Origin of the sequence: Brevibacillus fulvus, assembly GCF_016908525.1 — a bacterium.
Classification (GTDB): Bacteria; Bacillota; Bacilli; order Brevibacillales; family Brevibacillaceae; genus Brevibacillus_G; species Brevibacillus_G fulvus.
The window spans coordinates 274,458-295,182 of record NZ_JAFBEB010000001.1; the positions used below are offsets into that span (position 1 = coordinate 274,458).

General features: G+C 51.0%; 24 protein-coding genes and 1 tRNA gene. All 25 read left to right on the top strand.

Annotated features, from left to right (window positions below; all coding sequences use genetic code 11):
• Window positions 1-11: 11 nt before the first annotated feature.
• The 25 genes from JOD01_RS01460 to trpA all read left to right on the top strand — a co-directional run bounded on the left by JOD01_RS01460 (window position 12) and on the right by trpA (window position 20,716).
• Window positions 12-740 carry a DUF3939 domain-containing protein gene (locus tag JOD01_RS01460; RefSeq protein ID WP_204516433.1) on the top strand — a complete coding sequence of 243 codons (729 nt, stop codon included), beginning with the start codon at window positions 12-14 and terminating at the stop codon, window positions 738-740.
• 239 nt (window positions 741-979) lie between these two features.
• The gene (gene spoIVA / locus JOD01_RS01465; RefSeq protein ID WP_204516819.1) at window positions 980-2,458 is read left to right on the top strand and encodes a stage IV sporulation protein A; all 1,479 of its coding nucleotides are present in this window, start codon (window positions 980-982) and stop codon (window positions 2,456-2,458) included.
• Between the two features lie 224 nt (window positions 2,459-2,682).
• Complete coding sequence (locus JOD01_RS01470) at window positions 2,683-2,955, top strand: HU family DNA-binding protein (protein ID WP_204516434.1); 273 nt, start codon at window positions 2,683-2,685, stop codon at window positions 2,953-2,955.
• Window positions 2,956-3,162: 207 nt separating this feature from the next.
• Complete coding sequence (folE, locus tag JOD01_RS01475; RefSeq protein ID WP_338028500.1) at window positions 3,163-3,726, top strand: GTP cyclohydrolase I FolE; 564 nt, start codon at window positions 3,163-3,165, stop codon at window positions 3,724-3,726.
• 263 nt (window positions 3,727-3,989) lie between these two features.
• Window positions 3,990-4,066, top strand: a tRNA-Pro gene (locus JOD01_RS01480).
• Between the two features lie 137 nt (window positions 4,067-4,203).
• Window positions 4,204-4,884 carry a lytic transglycosylase domain-containing protein gene (locus tag JOD01_RS01485; RefSeq protein ID WP_204516435.1) on the top strand — a complete coding sequence of 227 codons (681 nt, stop codon included), beginning with the start codon at window positions 4,204-4,206 and terminating at the stop codon, window positions 4,882-4,884.
• Window positions 4,885-4,957: 73 nt separating this feature from the next.
• Window positions 4,958-5,188, top strand: a complete 231-nt coding sequence (mtrB, locus tag JOD01_RS01490) for a trp RNA-binding attenuation protein MtrB (protein WP_204516436.1) — start codon at window positions 4,958-4,960, stop codon at window positions 5,186-5,188.
• 62 nt (window positions 5,189-5,250) lie between these two features.
• Window positions 5,251-5,772, top strand: a complete 522-nt coding sequence (locus JOD01_RS01495) for a hypothetical protein (protein WP_204516437.1) — start codon at window positions 5,251-5,253, stop codon at window positions 5,770-5,772.
• A 63-nt stretch (window positions 5,773-5,835) separates the two neighbouring features.
• Window positions 5,836-6,669 (top strand): heptaprenyl diphosphate synthase component 1, encoded by an 834-nt coding sequence (locus JOD01_RS01500; RefSeq protein ID WP_204516438.1) that lies wholly within the window; start codon window positions 5,836-5,838, stop codon window positions 6,667-6,669.
• Between the two features lie 5 nt (window positions 6,670-6,674).
• The gene (locus JOD01_RS01505; protein ID WP_204516439.1) at window positions 6,675-7,394 is read left to right on the top strand and encodes a demethylmenaquinone methyltransferase; all 720 of its coding nucleotides are present in this window, start codon (window positions 6,675-6,677) and stop codon (window positions 7,392-7,394) included.
• Between the two features lie 42 nt (window positions 7,395-7,436).
• A complete protein-coding gene (locus tag JOD01_RS01510) occupies window positions 7,437-8,300 on the top strand; it encodes a UbiA-like polyprenyltransferase (protein WP_204516440.1) in 864 nt (287 codons plus the stop codon).
• Window positions 8,297-8,890 (top strand): UbiX family flavin prenyltransferase, encoded by a 594-nt coding sequence (locus JOD01_RS01515; protein ID WP_204516441.1) that lies wholly within the window; start codon window positions 8,297-8,299, stop codon window positions 8,888-8,890. The genes JOD01_RS01510 and JOD01_RS01515 overlap by 4 nt, the downstream gene beginning before the upstream one ends.
• Window positions 8,891-8,948: 58 nt before the next feature.
• Window positions 8,949-9,914 (top strand): heptaprenyl diphosphate synthase component II, encoded by a 966-nt coding sequence (hepT, locus tag JOD01_RS01520; protein WP_204516442.1) that lies wholly within the window; start codon window positions 8,949-8,951, stop codon window positions 9,912-9,914.
• A gap of 105 nt (window positions 9,915-10,019) precedes the next feature.
• Window positions 10,020-10,463, top strand: a complete 444-nt coding sequence (ndk, locus tag JOD01_RS01525) for a nucleoside-diphosphate kinase (RefSeq protein WP_204516443.1) — start codon at window positions 10,020-10,022, stop codon at window positions 10,461-10,463.
• 127 nt (window positions 10,464-10,590) lie between these two features.
• Window positions 10,591-11,370, top strand: a complete 780-nt coding sequence (locus tag JOD01_RS01530) for a CheR family methyltransferase (protein WP_204516444.1) — start codon at window positions 10,591-10,593, stop codon at window positions 11,368-11,370.
• 76 nt (window positions 11,371-11,446) lie between these two features.
• Window positions 11,447-11,614: a hypothetical protein gene (locus tag JOD01_RS01535; RefSeq protein WP_204516445.1), complete on the top strand. Its 168-nt coding sequence runs from the start codon at window positions 11,447-11,449 to the stop codon at window positions 11,612-11,614.
• 190 nt (window positions 11,615-11,804) lie between these two features.
• Window positions 11,805-12,965, top strand: coding sequence for a chorismate synthase (gene aroC, locus JOD01_RS01540; RefSeq protein WP_204516446.1), 1,161 nt, complete (start codon window positions 11,805-11,807; stop codon window positions 12,963-12,965).
• On the top strand, window positions 12,965-14,074 hold the full coding sequence (gene aroB / locus JOD01_RS01545; protein WP_204516447.1) for a 3-dehydroquinate synthase: 1,110 nt from the start codon (window positions 12,965-12,967) through the stop codon (window positions 14,072-14,074). Before aroC ends, aroB begins: the two co-directional genes overlap by 1 nt.
• The gene (aroH, locus tag JOD01_RS01550; RefSeq protein WP_204516448.1) at window positions 14,071-14,439 is read left to right on the top strand and encodes a chorismate mutase; all 369 of its coding nucleotides are present in this window, start codon (window positions 14,071-14,073) and stop codon (window positions 14,437-14,439) included. Before aroB ends, aroH begins: the two co-directional genes overlap by 4 nt.
• Window positions 14,440-14,718: 279 nt before the next feature.
• Window positions 14,719-16,236 (top strand): anthranilate synthase component I, encoded by a 1,518-nt coding sequence (gene trpE / locus JOD01_RS01555; protein ID WP_204516449.1) that lies wholly within the window; start codon window positions 14,719-14,721, stop codon window positions 16,234-16,236.
• Complete coding sequence (trpD, locus tag JOD01_RS01560; protein WP_204516450.1) at window positions 16,229-17,254, top strand: anthranilate phosphoribosyltransferase; 1,026 nt, start codon at window positions 16,229-16,231, stop codon at window positions 17,252-17,254. The genes trpE and trpD overlap by 8 nt, the downstream gene beginning before the upstream one ends.
• Window positions 17,244-18,047: an indole-3-glycerol phosphate synthase TrpC gene (gene trpC / locus JOD01_RS01565; RefSeq protein WP_204516451.1), complete on the top strand. Its 804-nt coding sequence runs from the start codon at window positions 17,244-17,246 to the stop codon at window positions 18,045-18,047. Before trpD ends, trpC begins: the two co-directional genes overlap by 11 nt.
• The gene (locus tag JOD01_RS01570; protein WP_204516452.1) at window positions 18,044-18,691 is read left to right on the top strand and encodes a phosphoribosylanthranilate isomerase; all 648 of its coding nucleotides are present in this window, start codon (window positions 18,044-18,046) and stop codon (window positions 18,689-18,691) included. The genes trpC and JOD01_RS01570 overlap by 4 nt, the downstream gene beginning before the upstream one ends.
• Window positions 18,678-19,898: a tryptophan synthase subunit beta gene (trpB, locus tag JOD01_RS01575; protein WP_204516453.1), complete on the top strand. Its 1,221-nt coding sequence runs from the start codon at window positions 18,678-18,680 to the stop codon at window positions 19,896-19,898. The genes JOD01_RS01570 and trpB overlap by 14 nt, the downstream gene beginning before the upstream one ends.
• A complete protein-coding gene (gene trpA / locus JOD01_RS01580) occupies window positions 19,898-20,716 on the top strand; it encodes a tryptophan synthase subunit alpha (protein ID WP_204516821.1) in 819 nt (272 codons plus the stop codon). The genes trpB and trpA overlap by 1 nt, the downstream gene beginning before the upstream one ends.
• The last annotated feature ends 9 nt before the right edge of the window (window positions 20,717-20,725 follow it).

Genomic DNA, 20,725 nt, shown 5'->3' on the forward strand with positions numbered 1-20,725 from the left:
TCAGATATCGCATGATAGGGCAAAAGCGTAGCGTTTTTCTGTATCTTGGCATGCTGGCCTGTTTGTCGTTGCTGTTCTCGGGATGCATGTATCCGAAAGAGAGAAGAGCCGAAAATCAGGTGCCAAGCAGTTTTTATCTGGAAGCAACACAAAAAGCGGTCGAACAGTACCAAACGGAGACCGGCGTTTTGCCGATCGTGACGAAACCGTTGGATACACCGATCTTTGAAAAATATGAGCTTGATTTTAGTCGGTTAATGCCCAAGTACTTGCCGGACGCACCGGCCAATTCCTTTGAACGGGGCGGTGTTTACAAGTATGTCCTGATTGATCCGGAAACGAAGCCCACGGTCAGACTGATCAACTTGAGCGTTGTCAGCAAAGTGGCCGACGTTCAACAGGCGGTCGACCGCTATTTGGCGAACCGCGGGAAACTGCCGATTGGGGAAGACATCGGCAACGGGTATTTTCGTATCGATTTTGACGCGATTGGCATGGATGAGGTGCAAGTACCCAGCATGGCAAGCAACCAACTGTTGCCGCTGATTGTCAATGCCAAGGGAGAAGTCGGCATCGATTATGCCGCCGACATTGCCGTCATCCTGCGCAACAGCAAGGCGGAGGTTCCGCCGAATACGGACCCGCGGTATGTCGCCGCACGCGAGTCGATGTTCGTCCCGGCCAAATCGTTTCCGTATGAAATGGTCAAAGATGAACCCCGACTGTTAAAATTGCCATAACTACATAAAACCACTCGAGCCACGGCGCTGCTCTTTGTCAGGGACAAGGATCAGCCGCCGGCAAGCCGGGTGGTTTTTCTTTTTCTTGTTTTGGTTCTATTGTTTCTATTTCCACATAAACTGGTATCGTCCATTCACTGGAGTGCGAGATTTCTCCGCTAAAAAAAATGGTTATGAGGGATAATTCGAAAAAACAATCATAGTGTAAAAATAGACAAACTCAAAGGAGGTCATCGATGGTGGAACGAATCGACATCTTTAAGGACATTGCAGAGCGAACGGGCGGTGATATCTATCTAGGAGTAGTTGGTCCTGTCCGGACGGGAAAATCCACTTTTATCAAAAGATTTATGGAGTTGGTGGTCATTCCGAACATTGCGTCGGAAGCGGAACGGATTCGCGCAACGGATGAGTTGCCGCAGAGTGCCTCTGGACGGACCATTATGACCACAGAGCCAAAGTTCGTACCGAACCAAGCAGTTCAAGTAAACGTGGCAGAAGGTCTTACCATAAATGTCCGCCTCGTTGACTGTGTTGGCTACACCGTACATGGTGCGAAAGGCTTTGAAGACGAAAATGGTCCGCGGATGGTGAACACCCCTTGGTATGAGGAACCGGTTCCATTTGAGGAAGCGGCAGAAGTGGGGACACGCAAGGTTATCCAGGAACACTCCACAATCGGTATCGTAATCACGACGGACGGTTCCATCGCAGAAATTCCCCGTCATGGTTACGTGGAAGCGGAAGAGCGAGTCATCAACGAATTAAAAGAAGTAGGAAAACCGTTTGTCATTTTGGTCAACTCCACTCGGCCGCGTTCCGAAGAGGCGCAAGCGTTGCGAGCTGAATTGGAGGAAAAATATGACGTACCGGTTCTGGCGTTGTCTGTCGATCATTTGACCGAGCAGGAAGTGTTGCTGCTGTTGCGTGAAGTCTTGTATGAATTCCCGGTACACGAAGTAAATGTGAACCTGCCAAGCTGGGTCATGGTGTTGGAAGATGGACACTGGCTTCGTCAAAATTATGAGGAAGCTGTACGGGATACCGTTAAAGATATACGCCGCCTGCGCGATGTGGATCGGGTGGTCGGCTCGTTTAGCGAATATGACTTTATCGAGCGGGCGGCTTTGGCCGGGATGCATATGGGGCAAGGTGTGGCAGAGATCGATCTGTATGCACCGGACGAACTGTACGATCGCATCTTGATGGAAATCGTCGGGGTTGAGATCGCCGGGAAAGACCATTTGTTGAAGATTATGCAGGAATTTGCCCACGCCAAGCGGGAATATGATCAGGTCGCAGATGCATTACATATGGTGCGGACGACCGGATATGGCATTGCTGCCCCATCTCTGCACGAGATGACATTGGACGAACCGGAAATGATCCGTCAAGGGCCCCGCTTCGGTGTACGGCTGAAGGCAACAGCACCATCGATTCATATGATCCGGGTAGATGTTGAGTCGGAATTTGCGCCCATCATTGGTACGGAAAAACAAAGCGAAGAGCTGGTGCGCTACCTGATGCAGGATTTTGACAAAGATCCGCTTTCCATCTGGAACTCCGATATTTTTGGCCGCTCGCTGCATTCCATCGTGCGTGAAGGAATCCAGGCAAAAATTACGATGATGCCGGACAACGCCCGCTATAAATTGCAGGAGACGCTTGGCCGGATTATTAACGAAGGGTCCGGCGGGTTAATTGCGATTATCTTATAAAAATGAGAAAAAAGACCTAGAAAAAGTGGGGAGCTTCCGGTAAACCGGAAGCCTTTTTTGTTTTTTCGGTAGAATTCGACATGAAAAGGCTTGAATTTACAATAACGGTATATTACTATAAGCTTGTCAGATCGGCAAAATTAACCATAATGCGTATAAAACCAAGAATTTCAGTAAAGAAAAATAATACCGAAGCGGCAATCCTTGAGGGGAGGTGAATAGGAATGAATAAGACAGAATTAGTTGCAAAAGTAGCTGAGACTACCGAACTCACCAAAAAAGATGCGACGAAAGCAGTTGACGCTGTTTTGGATGCAATTGCGGAAGCGTTGAAAAACGGTGATAAAGTTCAATTGATCGGTTTTGGTAACTTCGAGGTTCGTGAACGTGCGGCGCGTAAAGGTCGTAACCCGCAAACCGGGGAAGAAATCGAGATTGCTTCCAGCAAAATTCCTGCTTTCAAACCAGGAAAACAATTAAAGGACTCCATCAAGTAAATTGTAGTCGATTAAAACCTACATAAAAATCCACATGTATATGTGGATTTTTTATCGTTTATAAACGATGCCGGAACCGGAAACTTCGCTGGCAGTGCTGCTGTTTGGCGAAGTTTTTTTACAGTTTCGGTTTTGCTTTTTTCAGGGGTTGTGGTAAGATGGGCTTGGTTTATGTCCATGTGGTTTTTGGAAAGGAGAAGGAAAACAGTGAGTGTTGATCACGCGAAAATTGAACAAGCAGTTCGGATGATTTTGGAAGCCGTAGGCGAAAATCCGGACCGGGAAGGTTTGCTCGATACACCGAAAAGAGTAGCGAAAATGTACGCAGAAGCGTTTGAAGGTTTGGATGTTGACGAGGAGCAATATTTTGAGACGATTTTCAGCGAAGACCATGAGGAGATTGTTCTCGTTAAAGATATTCCGTTTTTCTCGATGTGTGAGCATCACCTTGTTCCGTTTTTTGGAAAGGCGCATGTGGCTTATATTCCCCGCGGCGGTCGCGTAGTGGGATTAAGCAAACTGGCGCGGGCGGTGGAAACAGTAGCGCGCAGACCCCAGCTTCAGGAAAGAATCACCTCGACCGTTGCCAATGCCATTATGAAAAAACTCGAGCCGCATGGCGTGGTTGTCGTCGTTGAAGCGGAACATATGTGCATGACGATGCGCGGCGTGAAGAAGCCGGGAGCGAAAACGGTCACCACCTCTGTCCGCGGCGTTTTCGAGCAAGATGCGGCAGCTCGGGCAGAAGTGATCAATTTGATCAAGCTGTAAGCTTAAGGGACGCGAGCGATCGTCCGGACGGTAAATGCAAAGGGACAAAAAACGCCTTTTATCCGGAACCATCCGATAAACAGGCGTTTTTCCGCTTCCTCGCACAGCGGAAATTTTTTTTGGTACTTAGCCCAAAATACTTGCATGGGTATGAGTCTGCATGCTATACTATGATTGCTTCGGTAAAGAGCGTTTGTAACGCAATTCCGGATGAATCCCGTTTTTAACGCAACGTTAATGAGCGGGTGAAGCTGAATGATCATCGGGATGTGGCGCAGCCCGGTAGCGCGCACCCTTGGGGTGGGTGAGGTCCAGGGTTCAAATCCCTGCATTCCGACCATATGAAAGCACTTCTTTGGCGAGTTGGCTCGCAGTGAAGTGCTTTTTTATTTTGGTTAGCTGATGCTAAATATTGCTTGGCGCGGACCGGATAATCCTCTATAATGAGGGTAGATTTCAAGGAAAGGTTGGAGCTCCATGAAGGTAACTCCACAGCTGCAAAACCTGTCTCGATACATAACGGAACCGTCTCTCAACCCGTTGGCCGCAATCGGTGACAGCGGAAGCGAAGATGCGGCTTTTCAGGATGTGCTCGATGCCCGGCTCGCTGCCGGACAGCGGGTCATTACCGCTGAAGAGATTATTGCCGACCTGGACGGAACGCCTACTTTTGGATACAAAGGATTCTCTGCGGGGACGCTAACGGACCGCGGTCAAGGGGAAGCAACCCAAAACTCGGCTTCTGTTCGCTCCATTACGGACACAATCGAAACGATCGCGAAAAAGTATGGGGTAGACACCGACCTGGTGAAAGAAGTCGTCAGAGCAGAATCCAATTTCAATCCAAACGCCGTCTCGCGCGCAGGCGCAAAAGGACTGATGCAGCTGATGGACAGCACAGCCAGATCCATGCATGTGCGCAATGTGTACGACCCGGTGCAAAATCTGGAAGGCGGCACCAAATATTTGCGAAGCCTGCTGCAACGTTTCGATGGCAATGTAAAAGTAGCTTTGGCCGCTTATAACGCCGGACCTGGACGGATCCGTCAGCTCGGGATCGATGATGACGAGGAATTGGAAGAAAAGGCATACTTGTTGCCGGAGGAAACGCGGCGATATGTGGCGAAAATAACGAGTCGCCTGGATCAGCAAGGGTAAGGAACATATTCTTTTCCAGGACGGGCAGACTAGCAAACAAAATGGCAAATTCGCCAGCCGAGGGGGGACGACAATGGAAAACATCATTAATAACATGCAGGACTTTTTTGTTATCAAAGCCAAGGAGAACGGCGTCACTGTAATCGGGTTGACACGCGGCTCCGATACCCGCTTTCATCATACAGAAAAACTGGACAAGGGCGAAGTGATGATTGCCCAGTTCACGGAACATACCTCCGCAATCAAAGTAAGAGGAAAAGCGATTATTCAAACCCGCCACGGGGTCATTGATACGGAAGAATAACGGACAAAAGCAGGCATAGCCTGCTTTTTTTGTTTGTACAATGAAGTAGAGGAGGGATGTCTATGTTCCGCAATCTACTGACGGCTTTTTTTGCTTCGGCGCTGCTGGCATTGCTTCTGTCTGTTGTGCCCACCGTAAAATGGCAAGACAGCGCCCAGGAAGTAACCGTGTTTCGTCCCGAAAAACCGATTGTGTTGAGCGAGCAAAATCTGATGGATTTGTTTACTTTGCTGCAAACACATTATAATATTAAGCGTGTAAAATGGGAAAACCAGTCAATCTTTGTTGATTTCTCGGTCCCTTCTGCGGCGAAGGCTGAACTTGCCGAGATTTACAGGGATTTTTACGAGGTCGCTTATGAAGCATTTCATTACACGCAAAACACACGGCATGTTTATTTTCGCATGCTGGAAGAGAACGAGGCGGAGTCCGGGGTGAAACTGCTGGTGGCGATCGAAGCCGATCGGCCGCAGTCCGTTGCCCAGTTGATCCCGCCTGATCAGGTTAAAGATATGAAAACCTACATTGAAGAGACGTATCCGGTGCAATTTGATCCTTTTTTTGCTAAGAGTGTTAGTCCATAATCAGGAAGTATGATATGATTAAAAGGATTCAGGTACAGGCTGTTGGCGTTTGAAGGAGGACTCATGAGTATAGAAAAAACACCCGTAATGAATGAACTGAGAGAAATAAGTGAACAAATCAGCAAACGGGTCTCTCTTTCCTTTGTGGAAAAATACGTTGATATCCCTGCGTTAGCAGAGGAACGCCTTGCTCTTCTCTATATTTATTTGCGTGAAGAGGGGGTGGACGCGGAGAGATCGAAAATTTTGTGCATCACGACCGGATTGGTACAACTGGGAATGGACACACATGAAACGGTGAAAACTTCCTATGATGCAACCCTCTCGGCCGAACGCACACGTCAGCTCACCGTACTGGCAGGCGATTTTTTCAGCGGCTATTATTATCAATTGTTGGCGGATGCGGGTGAGGTCGAAGCGATACGGGTGCTGGCAGAGGCGATTGAGCAGGTCAACGAAGCCAAGATGAAGCTTTACATGCTGGAGCGGGAAAATAAGTTGTCCTTTGATCTGTATTTGCCGTTGCGCAAAACGATCGATACGGCTCCTTTCGTTGCCTTTGTGAAATTTTTTTCAAAGCAGGACGAAAGCCGGCGCTTCTGGATCTCCCTCTTTGAAGAAAGCTCGGCAGCGGAGCGCATGATCGAAGAATGGGAGCAATTAAAATGGCAGCAGCAAAATCCGATCGGTTTTTCGCAAGTTTTGTTGCAAAAACAGGGTTTCTCTTTGGCGAACGTGCTGTCCGGTATTGAAGCAAAAGCGATGGAATTGCTCTCCGGCTGTGAGCAGCTGGTGAAAAGCTTTCAGCCAATTGAAAATCAAAATCCGCTAACCTGGATCATGTCGCGCTATTCCAATCGGGTAAGTCGCTTGAAACGGGTAGTTGAGGAGTTGTAAACTCGGTGAAACAGGAACAGATAAAGGGGAAAGCCGAGTTTGTCCACTCGGTGTTTGAAAGCATTGCCAATGAATACGACCGAATGAACAACGTTATCAGTTTCGGCTCCCATGTGGCGTGGCGAAACTATACGATGCGTCAGCTGAACATCCAACCTGGACAAGCTGCCATAGATGTGGCCTGCGGTACTTGCGACTGGACGATTGCGCTCGCCCAGGCCGTTGGACAGGACGGAAAAGTGGTCGGACTGGATTTCAGTCAAAACATGCTGGATGTGGGCAGCTATAAAGTTTCCCGGCAAGGGCTGAACCACATCGTTCAATTGGTCAACGGGGACGCGATGCAGCTTCCCTATGACGATAATTCGTTTGATTATGCCACGATCGGTTTTGCCTTGCGAAATGTACCTGATATCCAAACGGTTTTAAATGAGATGACCCGTGTGGTCAAGCCGGGGGGGAAAGTCGTATCCCTGGAAGTATCCAAACCCCCGTTTATTCCTTACCGCAAATTATTTTATTTGTATTTCTACAAGATTCTGCCTCTTGTGGCCAAGTTGATTGTCAACAAATATGAAGAATACGCCTGGCTGCCGCAGTCTTTGACCCATTTTCCGGACAGCAAGGAATTGGCGCGGATGTTTGTCCAGGCAGGCCTGGAGCCGGTCCAGGTAAAACTGTTCATGGGCGGCGTTGCTGCTTTACATATCGGTACAAAAAAATAGCAGAGGAACATACTTGTGTAGGATAGGAAGTGTTTGCACAACATGCGTAAATTAAAAATAATCCTTGAGATGATCAAGTTCGAACACTCGATTTTTGCCTTGCCGTTTGCCTTCATCGGCGCGGTTTTGGGGAACATCGTCCTCGAACATTCCTGGCCAACCTGGTGGGAAATCATCTGGGTAACAGTGGCGATGGTCGGGGCTCGTAGCGCGGCCATGTCATTGAACCGGCTGATTGACCGCTATATTGATGCGAAAAACCCGCGAACAGCAAACCGCGCGATTCCGGCCGGCTTGATCAGCGCAAAAGAAGCCGTCGTCTTTATTATCGTTTCCTTCATCGTCATGCTTGTTGCCGCTTACCAGCTGAATATGCTGGCCTTTAAGCTTTCGCCGTTGGCTGTTTTTGTCCTTATTTTGTATTCCTATACGAAACGCTTTACTTGGCTTTGCCATTTTGTGCTCGGGGTCGCGCTCGGGTTTGGTCCGCTGGGCGGATGGATTGCCACCACCGGCCAGGTCAACGCGATGGCGATGGTGCTCTTCTTTACCGTCATGTTCTGGTCGGCTGGTTTTGATATTTTGTATGCTTGTCAGGATCACGATTTTGATCGGAAAGAGGGACTCTATTCGGTGCCCAGCCGATTCGGTATCGCCAATTCGCTGGTTATTGCCCGGTTTTGCCATTTGCTGACGTTTGTCGGTCTGGTGTCGATCTATCTGATGGCATCGCTGTCCATCTGGTTTTTGGTTGGCGTTATTGTGGCGGGCCTGATTTTGATTTATGAACACAGCTTGGTGAAACCGACCGATCTGTCCAAGTTGAATGTGGCCTTTTTTGCCATGAACGGAACGTTGAGCGTCCTGCTGTTTGCTTTCACCATGCTGGACTTGGTGATCGCATGAACAAACGAATTGCGGTCGGGATTACAGGTGCCAGCGGAGCGGTGTATGGAGTGCGACTGGTGCAGGAATTGCTCCGCTGCGGCCATCTTGTACATTTGATGATAACGGAAGCCGGCTGGCAGGTGTTTCGGGATGAGCTGGGGTGGGAAACGGACAACCGCGAGCAGCTGATCAAGGAAAAGCTGCAGCGAGACTTCCCGGGACAGCTGCATTATTGGACACTGCGCGATTTTTCTTGTCCGGCGGCAAGCGGTTCCTATCGCTGTGACGGCATGGCGGTCGTTCCCTGCTCAATGGGAACGTTGTCCGGACTGGCCCATGCCGCATCCGGCAATTTGCTGGAACGCTGCGCCGACGTCATGCTGAAGGAAGGGCGCAAGCTGGTGCTCGTTCCCCGCGAGACACCTCTGCACGCGATTCACTTGGAAAATATGTTGAAGCTGGCGCAGACAGGGGCCAGGATTGTCCCGGCGATGCCGGGATTTTACCATCAGCCGGAAACGATGGATGATTTGATTAACTTTGTCGTTGGCAAGGTACTGGATTCACTGGACATCGATCATGCATTGTTTCGACGTTGGGGTGATTGATTGCAAGCAAAGACGAGAATTGGCAAAACTAATTAATGGGACAAGTCAGGTGGATCGGATGAAACTCGTTGATATATATTTTCAACTGAAAGCGGATGTCAATTACATCGAACAAGAGTTGGAGAGAGCGATCGATACGCAGCTGCGGGATCTTTATCTCTCTTCAACACACCTGCTGAAAGCCGGTGGCAAGCGCATACGTCCTGTGTTTGTGCTGCTGGGCGGCAAATGGGGCACGTATGATCTGGATAGACTGAAACATATTGCGGTATCGCTGGAATTGATCCACATGGCCACCCTTGTCCACGATGATGTGGTCGATGATGCCGATAAACGGCGGGGGCGCGAAACGGTGAAAGCGAAGTGGGACAACAAGGTGGCGATGTATACGGGCGACTATATTTTGGCCCGCGCGCTTTCGACGGTGACCAAACTGGCTAATCCGCAAATTCATCAAATCCTCTCCCATGCGATTGTGGAAATGTGCAAAGGGGAAATCGAGCAAGTCCGCGATCTGCATAACTGGGAGCAAGGCTTTCGTACCTACCTGCGCCGGATCAAACGGAAAACAGCGTTGTTGATTGCGATTAGCTGCCAATTGGGGGCGGTTGCCAGTGAAGCATCGGCCGATCTGGTCAGACGAATGTTTCGCTATGGCTATAATGTGGGGATGGCTTTCCAAATTACCGACGATATCCTAGATTTTACCGGAACCGACAAGCAGTTGGGCAAACCGGCGGGAAGCGACCTGCGTCAAGGCAATATCACTTTGCCGGCGCTCTACAGTGCGACCAAAGGGGCAAACAAGGAGCGGTTCCAGAACTGGATTGCGCAAGGCACCCTGCAAGAGCATATGGATGAAGCGATCGAGTTGATCCGGAGAGGCGAAGGAATTGCGGTGGCTCAGTCTTTGGCGGCACGCTACATCGAACGCGCCCGGCAAGAGTTGGCCGGTTTGCCAGAAAACCAAACGAAAAAATCGCTGCTGGAGATTGCGTCGTTCATCGGAGAACGGAAATTTTAACACAGTTTTTAAGTGAACAAGGTTGAACGAGTTGCGGTCTTTTGATAAAATTTTCGTTGGTGTCAAAAATAAAAAATACATAGCGTGTTTGGAGGCAAAGCAACAATGGAAAAAACTTTTCTTATGGTAAAACCTGATGGGGTTCAACGCAACTTGATCGGTGAAATCGTTTCCCGTTTTGAGAAAAAAGGATTTACGCTGGCTGCAGCAAAATTGATGAACGTAAGCCGCGAATTGGCGGAAAAACATTATGCTGAACACAAAGAACGCCCATTCTTTGGCGAGTTGGTTGATTTCATCACGTCCGGTCCTGTGTTCGCCATGGTTTGGGAAGGCAACAATGTAATCAGCACCGCACGCGGCATGATGGGCAAAACCAATCCGGCTGATGCAGCTCCTGGTACGATCCGCGGCGACTTTGCTACTTCCGTGGGCATGAACATTATTCATGGATCTGATTCTCCGGAAAGCGCAGAACGCGAAATCGCTTTGTGGTTCAATGACAATGAAGTAGTTTCTTATGAAAAAACGATCCAACGTTGGATTTAATTCCGGTAAAAACGGGTAAAGACTCCTCAGGGAGTCTTTTTTTTTGGAAACTCCCCCAAAAAAAGCAGGAATTTTGTCGATTAAAGACGAATCGCTCTGGAAGGTCAACGAAGGGAGTAAGTGACAGATGGAAGATAAGGATTTCGGACAGTTTATCGAGAGCATAAAAAAAATGACGGGGATCGACCTGGCCTTGTACAAAGAGGCGCAAATGAAACGGCGGCTGACCTCGTTGCGCTTGAAACGGGGCTATCAGACCTTCGTGGAATATTTTGCTGCCATCTCCAAAGATAAAGAACTGTTTTATGAATTTCTCGATCGCATGACCATCAACGTATCGGAATTTTTCCGCAATCCCAATCGTTGGGAAGTGTTGGATCAAAAAATCTTGCCTCGCCTTCAGCAAGAATCGCGCCGCTTAAAATGCTGGAGCGCCGCTTGTTCCACTGGCGAAGAGCCGTATACCCTCGCGCTGATCCTGTTGCGCAAACAATGGATGAAGGAAGCTACCCTGCTGGCAACGGATATCGATGAAGGAGCATTGGCCAAGGCGAAGCAGGGGGTATATACGGAGCGTTCACTGCAAGACTGCCCCAAGGAGCTTGTCCAAAAATATTTTGAAAAAGATGCGCTCACTTATCGAATTTCTAATGAAGTGAAAAGTCAAATCACGTTCAAAAAGCATAATTTGTTGGCGGATCCGTTTGACAGCGGTTTTGATTTGATCATCTGCCGCAACGTGATGATCTACTTTACGGAAGAAGCGAAACATGAATTATATTTAAAATTCAGCAAAGCGCTTCGTCCGGGCGGCGTATTGTTTGTCGGCAGCACGGAGCAAATTTTTCAGCCGCAGCAATATCAGTTCACGCCTGAAGATACGTTCTTTTATCGAAAAATGGGATAAATCGGAGAAATGCCCGTATAACTCTGCAAAAACTTCCTAAAAATAGAGATAACTACACACATTTGGGAGGCTGCCTATGGATAAACACAAAGTAATCGAAGCATATCGACGCGGATTGATTACGTTACAGGAATGCGGACAAATACTCGGAGCAGAACGCAAACAATTGGATGACTTGGTCGGCGTGGAATTCACTCGCGGCCAATCGGGCAAACATTCCCTCTTTGTTGCCGATCAACAGTAACCAGTACAAATGCTTCTCTTTTACGGGAAGCATTTTTTTATTTCCCATTTGTCAAATAATTGTGGTATTATAACGCTTAAAAGCGAGAAAGCATCGCCTGAGTCGATTGATACATTTTGCAAGACTCTAATGAAGCGGAAATGCCAACAACAGCGCATTCTTGACGCAGTTCGGATGGAGGAAATGAAAAATGCGATACTTAACAGCAGGCGAATCCCACGGACCACAGTTAACGGCAATTATCGAAGGAGTACCGAGCAATTTGCCCTTCTCTGTAGAAAAAATCAATGAGCAACTGGCTAGACGTCAAAAGGGGTACGGGCGTGGGAGACGGATGCAAATTGAAAAAGATCAAGTAAAAGTGTTGTCAGGCGTGCGGCATGGTTTTACGACCGGAGCGCCGATTACACTTGTGGTGGAAAACCGCGATTGGACACATTGGCAAGGGATTATGAACGTTGAACCGGTGGAGGAAGGGGAAGAGCGCCGCAGAGTTTCCCGCCCGCGGCCGGGGCATGCCGATTTGAATGGTGCCATCAAATATCACCAACGCGATATGCGCAATATTTTGGAGCGTTCCAGCGCGCGGGAAACGACAATTCGTGTCGCTGTCGGTGCCGTTGCCCGGCAAATTTTGGAGCCGTTCGGTATTTTGATTGGCGGACAGGTGCTGCAAATCGGGGAAGTGAAGGCCAAACGCATCGATGTCAGCTTGCCGGAATTGATTGCGAGAACAGAGGACTCGCCTGTCCGCTGTCTTGATCCGGAAGCAGAACAAGCGATGATGGCGCTGATCGACAAGGCGAAACAGGAAGGAGATTCCCTGGGAGGGATCGTGGAAGTGATTACCGAAGGGGTTCCGATCGGATTGGGGAGTCACGTGCAGTGGGACCGCAAGCTGGATGGGCGTTTGGCGCAAGCGATCATGAGCATCCAGGCGTTCAAAGGTGTGGAGATCGGGATTGGTTTTGCCGCTGCTGACTCGCCTGGGTCACAAGTACACGATGAAATCATTTGGTCTGCCGAAACGGGGTATCGGCGCAAATCAAACCGCGCTGGCGGACTGGAAGGCGGCATGACCACCGGGATGCCGATTGTAGTGCGCGGCGTGATGAAGCCGATCCCGACCTTGTATAAGCCGTTGATGAGCGTTGACATTGATACAAAAGAACCGTTTTCCGCCAGTATCGAACGTTCCGACAGCTGTGCCGTACCGGCTGCCAGCGTGGTCGCTGAAGCGGTGGTTGCCTGGGAGATTGCACAGGCGATGTGTGAGAAGTTTCCGTCCGATTCGCTTGACGATATGCTGGAAAATGTCCGGCAATACCGCGAGTATACGGAGAAGTTCTGATGAGTATCCAAACATTGCAGGTTGAATTGGCGGAACGTTCTTACCCGATTTACATTGGCGAAGGATTGTTGCAGCAGGTGGCGGTACTGTTCCGGGAGCGAGGCGTAAGCGAACGCAATTCATTGCTGATCATAACGGATCAGCATGTCGCGCCGCTGTACTTGGATGGGCTGCGAGACAGACTCGCACAAGCGGGTTATCAGGTCAAGTCGGCGGTTGTTGCCGCCGGGGAACAGGCGAAAAGCTTTTCGGTCTATGAGCAGTTGATGACGGAAGCAATCTCCGCCGGGCTCGATCGAAAATCGGTCATTCTGGCGCTGGGCGGCGGGGTGATCGGCGATTTGGCCGGGTTTGTTGCGGCTACCTACATGCGGGGAATTCCCTTTGTGCAAATTCCGACAACGCTGTTGGCCCACGACAGTTCGGTCGGCGGCAAGGTCGCAATCAACCATTCGCTTGGAAAAAACTTGATCGGCGCTTTTCACCAACCGTTAATGGTGATTTATGACACCGCTGCACTGCACACCTTGCCCGAGCGGGAAAAAGCAGCCGGGTTTGCGGAAATCATCAAACACGGTTTGATTGCCGATGAAGCATTTGTCAACTGGCTGGAGCAAAACGTCGATCCTCTTTGGACGCTGCAAGCCGGCTATATCGACAAGGCGATTCGGCAAGGTTGTGCCATTAAAGCGAACATCGTGTCTGCAGATGAGACGGAACAGGGACAACGGGCCTTGCTCAATTTGGGCCATACTTTTGGCCATGCCTTTGAAGCGTTGAGCCGCTACGCCCAACTCAATCATGGCGAAGCGATTGCCATTGGCATGACCCTGGCCGCCAAGTTGGCGGAGCGCCTCGGCCTGGCCGAAGCGGGGATTGCTGTGCGGACGAAAAAATTGCTCGCATCGTACCGCTTGCCGACCGAATGGCCGACCGGTTTTGCGCCGGAACAAGTTCTCGCCGCCATGAAACGGGACAAAAAAGTGGTGCAGGGGCAACTGAACCTCGTGTTACCTCGCGCGATCGGACAGGTAGAAGTGGTCAAAGCTGTGGACGAACAAAGCGTATTGCAATTGATGAGAGACGTACAAGGAGGAAAAGACAGATGAGCGTGCGAGGAATAAGGGGAGCGATTACCATACCGGAAGATAGCCGGGAAGAGATTATTTCGGCATCCAAATGGCTGGTCGAAGAGATGGTGAAACGAAACGGGGTTGATCCAGCGGAGATCGCCAGTGTGCTGATCACGACGACGGAGGATATTAAAGCGGCCTTTCCTGCTCAAGGGGCAAGACTGTTGGAAGGCTGGGAGTACGTTCCGTTAATGCACGCCCAGGAAATCCCGGTACCCGGCAGCCTGCCGTTGTGTATTCGCGTGATGATGCTGGTGAATACCGATAAAGCTCAGCGAGACATTCATCACGTTTATTTGCGCGATGCTGTCAAGCTGCGGCCCGATCTGGCAAATCGCTAGTTGACAAATCAAGATGTTTCCACTAGCATTAGAGGCAGATCAGGTAAGCATAGTTTAGTGATGAGTTAGTGATGAGTTGAGAAAGTGTTTTTTAAGTGCAAGCAAGCTAGCTTTTAGCAGAGTAAGATGAGTAGAGCCGAGATGAGACAGGTTGAGGAGAGAAGAGGAAAGCTAGGATGATAGAGACCGGCTACATCCAGGACTTTTTCTGTTCTGGATGTTTTTTGTTTTCTTCCTCTACATACCGTCCTCTTGGAACAAAAGAGGAGTGAGTCCCCCATGTTTTATCCTTCCTTGCCGGAGGTGCAAACTCTGGCCGCAGATTATTCCCTGATTCCTGTACGTATGTCGCTTTTGGCCGATCAGGAAACACCGATCAGCCTTTACCAAAAATTCCGGCAAAACGATTCGTTTTTGCTGGAAAGTGTCGAGGGCGGAACCCAGTGGGCCCGATATTCTTTTATCGGCATACAGCCATTTTTGCGTATCGAGGCCAAAGACAGCCAGATTACGGTGACCGATCGGATGGGCAAAGCAGAGCAGCTTATCGGCAATCCGATTTTGTATCTTCGCGAACAGATTGATCGCTACCGCAGCCCCAAGCTGGCTGATTTCCCGCGTCTGACAGGTGGGGCAGTCGGTTTCTTCGGGTACAATACCTTACATTATTTCGAAGATTTGCCGCTCCATCGGCAAGAGGCGTTCGACGTTCCGGATTTGCGTTTTTTGCTGGTCGACGAACTTATTGCCTACGATCATTTGAAGCAGGAGATTCAGATCATTGTGAATCTTCTCGTAGAAGCGGGCGATTCCGAAGCGGACATCCGCAATAAGTATGAAGCGGTTTGCCAACGGATCAGCGAATTGGCCAGACAAACAAGAATGCCAAATCCGGTATCGCCGTTGCCGCTGCTGGACCAGAGAGGAGCAACACCGCAATTGCGCGTGAAGCCAAACATGGAGCAAGCGGCTTTTGAGCAAATGGTGGAGAAAGCGAAAGAATATATAGCCGCCGGCGATATTTTTCAAGTGGTGCTTTCCCAGCGGTTCAGCGTTGAAACCGAACTTGATCCGTTTTCCGTCTACCGTGTGCTGCGTACGCTGAATCCTTCACCGTACATGTATTTTCTGCAATACGGCAATGAAACGATCGCCGGGACCTCGCCGGAAGTGTTGGTTCGTGTGGAAGACGGCAAGGTGGAAATGCGACCGATCGCTGGAACTCGAAAACGAGGCAAGGATGCCGCCGAAGATCTCGCTTTGGCCCATGAAATGCTTCATGATCCAAAAGAACGGGCCGAACATTTCATGCTGCTTGATCTGGGACGCAACGACGTCGGGCGTGTCTCGGAATACGGCACCGTAATCGTGGAAGAACAGATGGTGTTGGAGCACTACTCGCATGTGATGCACCTCGTCTCCCATGTCAGCGGTAAACTGCGGGCGGATTTGCATCCGTTTGATGCGTTTTTGTCGGCTTTTCCCGCGGGAACCGTGTCAGGTGCCCCGAAATTGCGGGCGATGGAAATTATTGCCGAACTGGAGCCGGACGCTCGCCATACGTATGCCGGATCGATCGGATATATCAGTTTTACCGGCAATTTGGACAGCTGCATCACGATTCGCACGATTTTGTTCAAGGATGGGCAGGCTCATATTCAAGCGGGCGCGGGAATTGTCGCGGATTCCTCGCCGCGTCTGGAATATAAGGAGACCGTCAACAAAGCATCCGCGATGATTCGCGCGTTGGAGAAAGCCGAGCAACTGTTTGCCCAGAAGGAGGAGTATCATGCTTAAAACTGCATTAGCACAGCTGTTCCAAGGAGTTCATTTGGATCGCGAAACCGCTCGTCAGGCGATGGGCGAAATAATGGACGGAAAGGCCACGCCGGCGCAGATCGGCGCATTCTTGGGCACCTTGCGGGTAAAGGGTGAGCAAGTGGAGGAAATTATCGGGTTTGCCGAAGCGATGCGCGAGCGGGCGGCGAAGTTTCCGCTGCAAGCCAATGATTTGGTCGATACGTGCGGCACCGGTGGCGATGGCAGCAACACGTTTAACATTTCCACTGCTTCCGCGTTAGTGGCAGCGAGCGCCGGAGTGAAAATCGCCAAGCACGGAAACCGGGCCGTATCGAGCAGAAGCGGGAGTGCCGATGTGCTGGAAGCATTGGGGATTCCGATTTCGCTTGATCCGCAAAGCGCCGCGCAATGTCTGGAACGAACCAACCTCTGTTTTCTGTTTGCGCCGCTGTATCATCAGGCGATGTCCCATGCCGCCGGGCCGAGAAAAGAGTTGGCGGTGCGTACGGTCTTCAATTTGCTGGGACCGCTGACCAATCCGGCGGGAGCAGAAAAACAACTGCTGGGCGTCTATGACTCGACGCTCTTGTCCACGGTCGCCCAAGTGTTGCGGCAGTTGGGGGTAAAACGGGCGCTCGTTGTCACAGGCAGCGACGGACTGGATGAATTGACAGTTACCGGAGCGAGCAAGGTCGCGGAATTGAAGGACGGCACGATCCGCGAATACGAAGTGGAACCCGAACAATTTGGTTTACGCCGGTATACGATCGAACAGCTGCGCGGCGGCGATCCGCATGCCAACGCTACGATGATTCGGGAAATTTTTGCCGGCAAACGCGGTGCGGGACGGGATATCGTCTTGCTGAATGCCGGGGCAATCCTATATTTGGCCGGCCGGGCGGAATCGATCGACGCCGGTGTCATTTGCGCCGCAGAGTTGATCGACCGCGGCGATGTGTTGCGCAAACTGGAACAGGTACGCGAAGTGGCAGGAGGAATGACCAATGCTTCTTAAAATCGTGGAAACCAAACAGGAAGAAGTACGACGTTTAAAAGCGGGCACAACGATGCAGCGGCTGTTGGATCAAGCGCGTACCGTCTCGGCGCCGCGCGGATTTCACCAAGCGCTGGCCAACAGCGAACGGCCGGTCAGCGTGATCGCCGAAGTAAAAAAGGCATCGCCATCGAAAGGGTTGATTCGGGCGGATTTTGACCCGCTGGCGATCGCAAAAGCATATGTCGAAGCCGATGTGGAAGCGATGTCCGTCTTGACGGACGAACCGCACTTCCAAGGCAGCCTGCGCTATTTGCAAGCGATTCGCGAGCATGTGCCGCAACCGCTGCTCCGAAAAGATTTTATCATCGATGAACTGCAAATTGCGGAAGCCCGGGCCTATGGCGCCGACTGCATTTTGCTGATTGCCGCTATTTTGGAGAAGGAACAGATTGCCCATTTTTACCAGGCGGCGGGTTCGTTGGGAATGGATGTTCTTGTGGAAGTTCACGATCAAGACGAACTGGAGACGGTTTTCTCGGTTATTTCCCCAAAGCTGCTTGGGATCAATAACCGCAATTTAAAAACGTTTCAGACAGATTTGGCTACGACCGGCGAATTGATTCATTTGATTCCGCCAGAGATCACGGTTGTCAGCGAGAGCGGCATTTCCCGACGGGCGGATCTCGAACGGCTGCAGCAGGCCGGGGCACGCGCTGTCCTCGTCGGCGAGCATTTCATGCGACAAGCGGATGTGGCGCAAGCCGTGATCGATTTGGCGGGCAGCCGCAAAGTCCGGGGGCCGGTTCAATGACCAAAGTAAAAATTTGCGGAATAAAAAATGAACAAACCTTGCGGCAGTTAACCGAACGTAAGGCGGACTATATCGGATTCGTCTTCGCCGAAAGCAGACGGAAACTCTTCCCCGAGGAAGCAGGCCGTCTGTTGGCCGCAGTGCCTGGTCATCCGCCGGCGGTAGGCGTTTTTGTCAATCCGACGATTGATGCGCTGGAAGATACTCTCCGCTTGGCGGATTTGCAGGTGATCCAACTGCACGGACAGGAGACGGCAGCGTTTTGCCAGGAAGTAAAGGAACGATTCGGACTGCCGATCTGGAAGGCGATTCCCGTCGCCGCGCTGGGAAAGCTGCAGCTTGATCTGGAAGCATACAAACCAACGGTCGAGGCGTTTTTATTTGATACCCACGATGCAGCGCTGGCGGGCGGGACCGGCAAGCGGTTTGCCTGGGAACAAATTCCCCGCTTAAAGGAACTGGTTGGCGCTTCCCATCAAGCGATCATTGCCGGCGGGATTAATCTGGACAATGTGCGGGAACTTCTGGACAAATATGCGCCGGAACTGATCGACGTCTCCAGCGGAGTGGAAACGGATGGGGTCAAAGATTCGGAAAAAATCGAACAATTCATGCAAAGGGTGAAACAGGATGTCCACATTTAATCAGCAAGCAACAGTCCCTGACGAACGGGGCCGCTTTGGCCGGTTTGGCGGAAAGTACGTACCAGAAACGTTGATGAATGCGCTGGAAGAATTGGAAAGCGCGTTTGCAGATGCAAGGAAAGACCCCGCTTTTTTGGCGGAGCTCGCGTTTTTGTTGCGAGAGTATGCCGGGCGTCCGACGCCGCTGTACTTTGCCGAGCGCATGACAGAAGCATTGGGCGGTGCGCAAATCTATCTGAAACGCGAAGACTTGAACCATACCGGCGCGCACAAATTGAACAACGCCTTGGGGCAAGGGCTGTTGGCCAAACGAATGGGCAAAAAATCGATCATCGCGGAGACGGGTGCCGGGCAACACGGCGTAGCCAGCGCGACGGTCGCGGCCAAGCTGGGGTTATCTTGCAAGGTGTTTATGGGCGAAGAAGATATTAAACGGCAAGCGTTAAACGTGTTTCGCATGCGCCTGTTGGGGGCGGAAGTGGTCCCTGCAACGTCGGGAACGCGGACATTGAAGGATGCGACAAATGAAGCGATCCGTTACTGGGTTTCCCAAGTGGAGGAAACGTTCTATGTGATCGGTTCCGTCGTGGGGCCCCATCCTTATCCCTACATGGTACGGGAATTTCAAAAGATCATCGGCGAAGAGACGCGAGCGCAAATTTTGGAGCAAATAGGGCGCTTGCCTGATGAGGTTGTTGCTTGCGTCGGCGGCGGAAGCAATGCGATCGGCATGTTTTATCCGTTTTTGCACGATGATGTGGCACTGTGCGGAGTCGAGGCTGCCGGTCGGGGTGTCGATACAGCGGAGCACGCCGCCACCTTGACTCTGGGGAGACCAGGTGTCATTCACGGCGCGATGACCTATTTGCTGCAGGATGAATACGGCCAGGTGCAAGAAGCCCATTCCATTTCCGCCGGTCTTGATTACCCCGGCGTTGGACCGGAGCACGCTTACTTAAAGGATACGGGAAGAGTTCGCTACACCGCCGTTACCGACGAGGAAGCGCTGGGCGCGGTACAGTTTTTGTGCCAAACCGAGGGAATCATTCCGGCATTGGAGAGCGCCCATGCAGTAGCGGAAGTGATGAAACGGGCGCCCGAGATGGCGAAAGATCAGGTTATCGTGATCTGCTTGTCCGGACGCGGCGACAAAGATGTGATGTCGATTCAAGCGGCGTTGGAACAAAAGGGAGGTGCGGCAGAATGATTCAAACGGGACAAAACCGGATTGATCAACTGTTTGCGGATCGCAGCCGAAAACGGTTTATTCCATTCATTACCGTAGGAGATCCTTCGCTGGAAGTCTCTTTTGAAATCGTCAAGGCGTTGGTGGAAGCCGGTTCCGATTTGCTGGAATTGGGCGTGGCCTATTCCGACCCGCTGGCTGACGGACCGACGATTCAACGCGCATCCCAGCGGGCTTTGGCCAACGGTGTGACGATCGCTGATGTGCTTGCGTTCGTCGCCAAATTGAGAGATGCCGGTATCAACACGCCGCTTGTGCTGTTTACTTACGTGAATCCGGTAATGCAATATGGCGTCGAGCGCTTCTTTGCCGATTTGGCCAAACATGGTGCCGATGGTGCGGTCATTCCCGATTTGCCCGCAGAGGAAAACGCGGAAGCAACCGCGGCCGCCAAAAAATATGGACTTCATCTTATATCGCTGGTGGCGCCGACATCCGAATCGCGGATCAAGTTGATCGGCGAGCAAGCGAGCGGATTTATTTATTGCGTCTCCAGCCTGGGAGTGACCGGAGCGCGCAGCCAATTAAGAAGCGACTTGGCCGAATTTGTACAAAAAGTAAAAGCGAGCAGCGGCCTGCCTGCCGCTGTCGGTTTTGGCATTTCCACACCGGAACAAGTCCGGGAAGTGGCCGCTTTCTCCGATGGAGTCATCGTCGGCAGCGCAATCGTGCAACAAATCGAACGAAACCTCTCCCTGCTGGCACAACCCGAGACGAAGGCAGAAGGGATGCAACACATAAAAAACTTTGTACAACAATTGGCAAGTGGGTTACAATAGACGGAAAAG

Coding starts and splice junctions, on each gene's coding strand:
- JOD01_RS01530 (WP_204516444.1), top strand. CDS start 10,591: ATGGAAGATAAGGATTTCGGACAGTTTATCGAGAGCATAAAAAAAATG.
- trpD (WP_204516450.1), top strand. CDS start 16,229: ATGCTTAAAACTGCATTAGCACAGCTGTTCCAAGGAGTTCATTTGGAT.
- ndk (WP_204516443.1), top strand. CDS start 10,020: ATGGAAAAAACTTTTCTTATGGTAAAACCTGATGGGGTTCAACGCAAC.
- JOD01_RS01495 (WP_204516437.1), top strand. CDS start 5,251: ATGTTCCGCAATCTACTGACGGCTTTTTTTGCTTCGGCGCTGCTGGCA.
- JOD01_RS01535 (WP_204516445.1), top strand. CDS start 11,447: ATGGATAAACACAAAGTAATCGAAGCATATCGACGCGGATTGATTACG.
- aroB (WP_204516447.1), top strand. CDS start 12,965: ATGAGTATCCAAACATTGCAGGTTGAATTGGCGGAACGTTCTTACCCG.
- JOD01_RS01460 (WP_204516433.1), top strand. CDS start 12: ATGATAGGGCAAAAGCGTAGCGTTTTTCTGTATCTTGGCATGCTGGCC.
- trpE (WP_204516449.1), top strand. CDS start 14,719: ATGTTTTATCCTTCCTTGCCGGAGGTGCAAACTCTGGCCGCAGATTAT.
- aroC (WP_204516446.1), top strand. CDS start 11,805: ATGCGATACTTAACAGCAGGCGAATCCCACGGACCACAGTTAACGGCA.
- trpB (WP_204516453.1), top strand. CDS start 18,678: ATGTCCACATTTAATCAGCAAGCAACAGTCCCTGACGAACGGGGCCGC.
- trpC (WP_204516451.1), top strand. CDS start 17,244: ATGCTTCTTAAAATCGTGGAAACCAAACAGGAAGAAGTACGACGTTTA.
- JOD01_RS01510 (WP_204516440.1), top strand. CDS start 7,437: ATGCGTAAATTAAAAATAATCCTTGAGATGATCAAGTTCGAACACTCG.
- JOD01_RS01515 (WP_204516441.1), top strand. CDS start 8,297: ATGAACAAACGAATTGCGGTCGGGATTACAGGTGCCAGCGGAGCGGTG.
- mtrB (WP_204516436.1), top strand. CDS start 4,958: ATGGAAAACATCATTAATAACATGCAGGACTTTTTTGTTATCAAAGCC.
- JOD01_RS01500 (WP_204516438.1), top strand. CDS start 5,836: ATGAGTATAGAAAAAACACCCGTAATGAATGAACTGAGAGAAATAAGT.
- aroH (WP_204516448.1), top strand. CDS start 14,071: ATGAGCGTGCGAGGAATAAGGGGAGCGATTACCATACCGGAAGATAGC.
- hepT (WP_204516442.1), top strand. CDS start 8,949: ATGAAACTCGTTGATATATATTTTCAACTGAAAGCGGATGTCAATTAC.
- JOD01_RS01470 (WP_204516434.1), top strand. CDS start 2,683: ATGAATAAGACAGAATTAGTTGCAAAAGTAGCTGAGACTACCGAACTC.
- JOD01_RS01485 (WP_204516435.1), top strand. CDS start 4,204: ATGAAGGTAACTCCACAGCTGCAAAACCTGTCTCGATACATAACGGAA.
- JOD01_RS01570 (WP_204516452.1), top strand. CDS start 18,044: ATGACCAAAGTAAAAATTTGCGGAATAAAAAATGAACAAACCTTGCGG.